Raw genomic sequence first — 6,000 nt, 5'->3', positions numbered from 1 at the left:
GCGCCCCGAACACGGTCGCCGAGACCGCGCAGACGAGGCGGAAGTCGAAGGCGAGCAGGGCGAGTCCGGCGAGGGGGCCGAGCAGGATGCCTGCCTGGTAGAAGATGTTGAAACAGGAGAACGCCTCTACCCGGCGCTCCCCGGCGCCGTCCGCGATGTAGGCGCGGACCGCCGGGTTGAACAGCGCTCCGGCGAACCCGGTGACAGCCGAGGCGATGATGAGCGCGGGCAGCGTGTCGGCGACGGCCAGCAGCACGAACGCAGCCGTCCTGAGGCCGCAGCCGGCCAGGATCATCGGCTTGTAGCCGACCCGGTCGGCCAGGGTGCCGCCGAGCCAGAACATGCCCTGCTGGGACAGGTTGCGTACGCCCAGCACCAGGCCGACCGCCCAGGCTGCCAAGCCGAGGCCGTGGGCGAGGTGGTCGGCGAGGTAGGGCATGAGCATGTAGAAGCCGAGGTTGATGCCGAACTGGTTGACCATCAGCAGTTGCAGACTGGAGTCGAAGGAGCGCAGCTGGGCGCGCAGCCGCCTCACCGGGCACCGGCCAGCACGGCGCGGACGGCGGCCGGCGCCGGGTCGGCGACCGAGGTGCAGCGCGTCCAGGACGTCACCGTCCGCTCGCCCGGGCCGGTGATCTCGTCGGGCTCCTCCGGCAGCCCTGCCGGGGTGTTGAGCAGGTGGTGGTCGTGGCACCAGCCGTCGTTGTAGATCGTGTCGAGGTAGCGGTGGGGGCCGTCGGGGAAGATCGCGGCGATCCTCGTTCCGGCGGGGTAGGTGCGCGCGGCCCATCCCGCGACCAGGGCGACCGCCCCCACGCTCCAGCCGCCCGAGGCGTAGTGGTGGCGGGCCAGCGCGCGGCAGGAGTGCACCGCTTCGGCGGGGGCGACCCAGTGGACTTCGGTGAAGGCCTCGTAGGCGACGTTGCCGGGGTGGATGCTGGAGCCCAGGCCGCGCATCAGCCGCTGTCCGGCGGGCTGCCCGAAGATCGTCGATCCGGTCGCGTCCACCCCGATCAGCGCAAGGTCCGGGAATGTCCGGCGCAGCGCGGTGGAGATACCCGCCGAGTGGCCGCCGGTGCCGACGGAGGCGACCAGGACGTCGATGCGTCCCAGTTGGGCGATGAGTTCGGCGGCCAGCGGTGTGTAGGCGGCGGCGTTGTCGGGGTTGTTGTACTGGTCCGGGCACCACGCGCCCGGCTGTGCGGCCAGTAGCTCGGCCACCTTCTCTCGCCGTGCTTGCTGCCAGCCACCGGTCGGGTGGGCGAGGGCAACGGTCTCGACGTTGGCACCGTAGGCGGCCAGGGCCCGGCCGATCGCGGGCTCAAGGCCGGGGTCGGTGACTACGGTCACCGGGTGTCCGAAGGTGATGCCGGCCAGGGCCAGGCCCAGCCCGAGGGTGCCGCTGGAGGATTCGATGATCGGCGCGCCATCGGCCAGCTCCCCGCGGGTACGGGCGCGAGCGACCATGTGCAGGCCGGGTCGGTCCTTGATGCCCCCCGGGTTGTGGCCTTCGAGCTTCGCCCAGAAACCGCGGCCGGCACCGGCAAGGGGTTCACCGATCCACAGGACCGGGGTGTGGCCGACCAGATCGGACGGTCGGCGGGCGGAGGCGGGGGCAGGGGCGTAGGTGTGGGTTTCCATCACGGTGTCACGGCTCCTCGGCCCCGGCCGGACATCGGCTGGCTCGGGGCATCGGCGGATCAGGGCGCGGACACACAGCCGCCAAGGCTCCGCCCGGCGGTGCCGGACAGGGTGAGGTGGAAGGCGGCTGTGCGGGAGCGGTCAGGTCCGCGCCACGCACAGGGCCGTGAGAATGCAGCGCCCGCCAACGGCACTGTGGTTGGGAGCCCTCGCGGCTCCGGCACCGGTCAGTGCGGCGGGCACATCCGGCCGGGCATCGACCGGCAGTGCCCCGCCGAGCGCCGGCGGGGTGGGGGCGTCGCCGCGGATCCGGTCCACCACGTGATCGCCCGTCTCGGGGCAGCACGGTGCGCGCTGGGGAAGGGAAGCAGTGGCCGCGCCGGATGCGGCGACGGGATCGGCAGCCGCGGGTAGCGCGTTCAGCGGATGGTGCTGGCCCTCGAACCCCGGGCCATGGCTGTGCATGCAGCCAAGGAGGTGGAATGCCACCCAGATCAGGACGACGAGCACGCCGCTGTCCCACGCGCGGTGATGCGCCGAGGAGGGCGTCATCGCACCGGTCATGCACGCAATGTATCTTTTCGAGCACTCAAAGTCACAACTGGTCGGGTTCGACCCGCCGAAGGCCCGGCCGAAGAACCCTCGTCGCTGCGTCGAGCCGTGTCCCAGGCCATCGCCGAGGCCCCATGCCTGCACCTCAGTGACAGCTGCCGGTGACCGGTGTGAGCCGACTGTCCTATCGCTGGCCACCACGTCTGGGCTGGGTCGGTACCCGGCACAGCCGGGTGGGCAAGAGGGGCTGAGCGGACGATGACGGACGGCGACCAGGAGCCGGCGGACGAGCAGCGGCGGCACTGGCAGCACACCTACGTCGTTCATCCCGGCATGCATGGCGAGGAGACCTCCAGTCCGTCTGCACCTCCGGCACACCGCCGGCGCCCACTACGGCGCCGGCATCACCCATGGCGACGGCGTCTACGAACACGGCGGCTTCGCCATGCACTTCTTCGACCGCGACCTGGTCGACGCACTCGTCGACGGCTGGACGCTGGAACAGGTGCACGCCTTCGAGGAGGGAGATCTGCCGCGCCGTCTGTGGCGGATCACCCAGAGCCTGCCCTGATGACCGCACCGCCCTGCCCCGGCCCGCGACGCCGGCCACCGTGAGGTGCAGCGGTCAAGATGAACGTGTCCGTCCGAGTACCTCCCAGCCGGTCCGTCGTGACTCGCGTTCAGCAAACGACCCGGCCCCGGATGATCAGTCTTCGATTTCATGCCGTACGCGGCGCGAGCACCGCCCCCGGGGCGGGGCCTCCTTCTTGCTGCGGCGGCTCATCGCCGGCTCCGGGCGGGTGCGGCGGCCCGGAGCCAGGCGGCGTCGCGCAGGAGCCGCAGTCCGTTGAGGCCGACGATCACGGTCGATCCCTCGTGCCCCAGGACCCCGAGTGGGAGCGGCAGGTGCCCGGCAAGATCCCAGATGACCAGACCGGAGATGAATACTGCGGCGATCACCAGGTTCTGCACCACCAGGCGCCGGGCGGCGCGGGACAGGCTCACGATGGTGGGAACGGTGGCGAGTTCGTCACGGACGATGACCGCGTCGGCTGTCTCCAGGGCGAGGTCTGATCCGGCCCGTCCCATGGCGATGCCGGTGTGGGCGGCGGCCAGCGCGGGGGCGTCGTTGACACCGTCACCGATGACCAGCACCTTGGCGCCGGCCTTCTCCAGTTCCTGGACCGCGGTGACCTTGTCCTGGGGAAGCAGCCCTGCGCGGACGTCGCTGATGCCTACCTCATCGGCCAGCAGGGCGGCGGCGCGCGGGTTGTCACCGGTCAGCAGCATCGGGGCGCCGCCGGTCAGCGTGGTCAAGGCGGCGACGGTAGCGGTGGCGTCGGGCCGCAGCCGGTCGGCGACGCCCAGGACACCCACGGGCGCGCCGGCACGCTGGACGAGGACGGCCGTGCGGCCCTCATGTTCCAGGTTCTCGGCGACAGCCGCGGCCTCGGCGGAAGCCGCGTCCGTGTCACTGAGGAGGCGGGCGGGGGCGCCGACCGCGATGGTGTGGCCGTCGACGGTGGCGGTGACTCCGGTCCCGGGGGCGGACGTGAAGTCCTCCATGTCCGGGATGGCCAGGCCACGGGCGCGGGCAGCGTCGACGACTGCGCGGGCCAGCGGGTGCTCGCTGGGGTGCTCCGCGCCGGCGGCAAGCGCCAGGAGGGCGTTCTCATGCAGGCCGGAGCCGGCCAGCGGGCGGATGTCGGTGATCTGGGGGGTGCCTTCGGTCAGGGTGCCGGTCTTGTCCAGGGCGACCGCGTCGATCTGGCCGAGGCGTTCCATGACGACGGCGGACTTGACGAGGACGCCGTGGCGTCCGGCGTTCGCGATGGCGGAGAGCAGCGGCGGCATGGTTGCCAGCACCACGGCGCACGGCGAGGCGACGATCATGAAGGTCATGGCCCGCAGCAGCGATCCGGTGAGGTCCGCGCCGAAGCCCAGCGGCACCAGGAAGACCGTGAGGGTCGCGAAGACCATGCCGAGGCTGTACCGCTGCTCGACCTTCTCGATGAACAGCTGGGTCGGCGCCTTGGTCTCGGAGGCTTCCTCGACCATGGCGACGATCCGGGCGATCACCGAGTCGGAGGCGTCCCGCTCGACCTTCACTCGCATGGCCCCGGTGCCGTTCAGGGTTCCGGCGAATACTTCATCGCCGGCTTCCCTCGCCACCGGCAGCGGCTCGCCGGTGATGGTGGCCTGGTCGACCTCGCTGGACCCCTCCAGTACTCGGCCGTCGGCGCCGATCCGCTCGCCGGGGCGGATGAGAATGGTGTCGCCGACGGCGAGGTCCTCGGTGACGACCGTCTCCTCGCTCCCGTCGTCAGCCAGCCGGGTGGCCGTAGAGGGGGCGAGGTCGAGCAGACCGCGGACCGCGTCCTGGGTGCGGGCGGTGGCCAGCGCCTCCAGGGCGCCGGAGGTGGCGAAGATGACGATCAGCAGCGCGCCGTCCATCACCTGCCCGATCGACGCCGCGCCGATCGCGGCCACGATCATCAACAGGTCCACATCCAGGGTCTTCTCCCGCAGCGCCGTAAGGCCGGCCCAGGCCGGCTCCCAGCCGCCGGTGACGTAGGCCACCGCGTACAGCGGGCCCCACGCCCAGGCCGGGGCGCCGGTCAGCTGCAGCGGCAGCGCGATCAGGAACAGCACCAGCGAGGCCGCGGCCCATCGGGCCTCGGCCAGCGCGAACACTCGGGTGCGGCGTCGCGGCGCCGCACCCGGTGCGGTCGGCGTGGCCGCTCGGGGACGCTGGAGCAGGACGGAAGGCATGACAAAACAACCCTTCGCGGGCAGAGGGTGGCGACACATTCACCTTACAGGATCATCTGAACAGGTCTTCATGTATCGCCAGTATGATGGCATCATGGGTCACGGAGCCGATGCCAAGAACACCGCCACCACCCGCGAGCGCCTGGATGCCGTGGGTGCCACCGACGTCGCGGCGACCCTCCAGGCCCTGGCCACCCCCTCCCGCTTGCGGATCCTCGCCCGTCTCCAGGAAGGCCCCTGCGCGGTCGGCGACCTCGCCGAAGCCGTCGGCATGGAAGCCTCCGCCTGCTCCCACCAGCTACGCCTACTGCGCAACCTCGGCCTGGTCACCGGCGAACGCAACGGCCGCTCGATCGTCTACGCCCTGTACGACCACCACGTCGCGGAACTCCTCGACCAGGCCCTCTTCCACGTCGAGCACCTCCGCCTGGGGCTGCGGGACATGCCCAGCGCAGAAGCATCAGCCTCGACGGCGTAGCGCGGACCAGCTCAGCACCTTGTGTCCGGCTGTCAGCTGTCGGCGCGGGTGAAGAGTCCTGGGCGATCATGCAGTTGTCACGCTCCGTGATTTCCCGGGGTCTGTCGCGAACGGACTGGCTGTACGCCTGGCCGACGAGAGGAAGGGGTTCCGGGGCTTGCTCAGATCGCTGGAGCAGCCATAGAGGCGCGAGTTGCGGCAGTGATGAGAATTTCGCGGGGCACCCGCGCTGCGGCGGCAAGGGCGCGACCCACCGGGTAGGCGTGGGCGCCTGCCGGGAGATCTCCGGGGCTCCCGCTGAGTACCACGTCGATGGAGCCCATGCTGCTGTGCGATTCCGTGGTTCTGTCCAATCGCTGCAGTGTTTGGCGGGCGACTGCCTCCGCGCTGTCGTACAGGGTGGTTCCGGTGGGCAGGCTCTGTAGAATCTTTGGCGCCACCAGGGGGTAGTGCGTGCATCCCAGCACCACGGAGTCGCAATTCTGGGGGGTTCAAATCTCTCCCGCGGTGAGTGGTCCACGCTCGGCGGATCAGGCTACGGCTTGAGCCATGCATCA

At 70.9% G+C, this 6,000-nt stretch carries 6 protein-coding genes; 2 read left to right on the top strand and 4 right to left on the bottom strand.

Annotated elements, in window-relative coordinates:
* From J1C73_RS02515 to J1C73_RS02505, 3 genes are all read right to left on the bottom strand, one after another.
* On the bottom strand, positions 1-535 hold a 535-nt coding region (locus tag J1C73_RS02515; RefSeq protein WP_207314867.1), incomplete at its 3' end, for an MFS transporter.
* Complete coding sequence (locus J1C73_RS02510) at positions 532-1,641, bottom strand: PLP-dependent cysteine synthase family protein (protein WP_207314866.1); 1,110 nt, start codon at positions 1,639-1,641, stop codon at positions 532-534. The genes J1C73_RS02510 and J1C73_RS02515, both read right to left, overlap by 4 nt.
* A 141-nt stretch (positions 1,642-1,782) precedes the next feature.
* Entirely contained in the window at positions 1,783-2,205 is a 423-nt protein-coding gene (locus J1C73_RS02505; protein WP_207314865.1) for a hypothetical protein, read from the bottom strand.
* Between the two features lie 325 nt (positions 2,206-2,530).
* Here J1C73_RS02505 and J1C73_RS02500 point away from each other — a divergent pair, with 325 nt between their 5' ends.
* Positions 2,531-2,764: a hypothetical protein gene (locus J1C73_RS02500; protein WP_207314864.1), complete on the top strand. Its 234-nt coding sequence runs from the start codon at positions 2,531-2,533 to the stop codon at positions 2,762-2,764.
* Positions 2,765-2,973: 209 nt separating this feature from the next.
* Here the strand turns inward: J1C73_RS02500 and J1C73_RS02495 are convergent, their stop codons facing one another.
* Positions 2,974-4,965: a heavy metal translocating P-type ATPase gene (locus J1C73_RS02495; RefSeq protein ID WP_207314863.1), complete on the bottom strand. Its 1,992-nt coding sequence runs from the start codon at positions 4,963-4,965 to the stop codon at positions 2,974-2,976.
* Positions 4,966-5,059: 94 nt separating this feature from the next.
* Between J1C73_RS02495 and J1C73_RS02490 the strand changes: the two genes are divergently transcribed.
* Positions 5,060-5,443 (top strand): ArsR/SmtB family transcription factor, encoded by a 384-nt coding sequence (locus tag J1C73_RS02490; protein ID WP_207314862.1) that lies wholly within the window; start codon positions 5,060-5,062, stop codon positions 5,441-5,443.
* Positions 5,444-6,000: the final 557 nt, after the last annotated feature.

Origin of the sequence: Streptomyces laculatispora, from assembly GCF_017353455.1 — a bacterium.
In the GTDB taxonomy this organism is placed as follows: Bacteria; Actinomycetota; Actinomycetes; order Streptomycetales; family Streptomycetaceae; genus Streptomyces; species Streptomyces laculatispora.
Note: the sequence above shows the minus strand (reverse complement) of the source record. Positions and strands in the feature narration are given on the sequence as shown.

What these genes read in the sequence shown, in the direction of transcription:
- J1C73_RS02510 (WP_207314866.1), bottom strand. Translation starts at nt 1,641, where the DNA reads ATGGAAACCCACACCTACGCCCCTGCCCCCGCCTCCGCCCGCCGACCG.
- J1C73_RS02505 (WP_207314865.1), bottom strand. Translation starts at nt 2,205, where the DNA reads ATGACCGGTGCGATGACGCCCTCCTCGGCGCATCACCGCGCGTGGGAC.
- J1C73_RS02500 (WP_207314864.1), top strand. Translation starts at nt 2,531, where the DNA reads ATGGCGAGGAGACCTCCAGTCCGTCTGCACCTCCGGCACACCGCCGGC.
- J1C73_RS02495 (WP_207314863.1), bottom strand. Translation starts at nt 4,965, where the DNA reads ATGCCTTCCGTCCTGCTCCAGCGTCCCCGAGCGGCCACGCCGACCGCA.
- J1C73_RS02490 (WP_207314862.1), top strand. Translation starts at nt 5,060, where the DNA reads ATGGGTCACGGAGCCGATGCCAAGAACACCGCCACCACCCGCGAGCGC.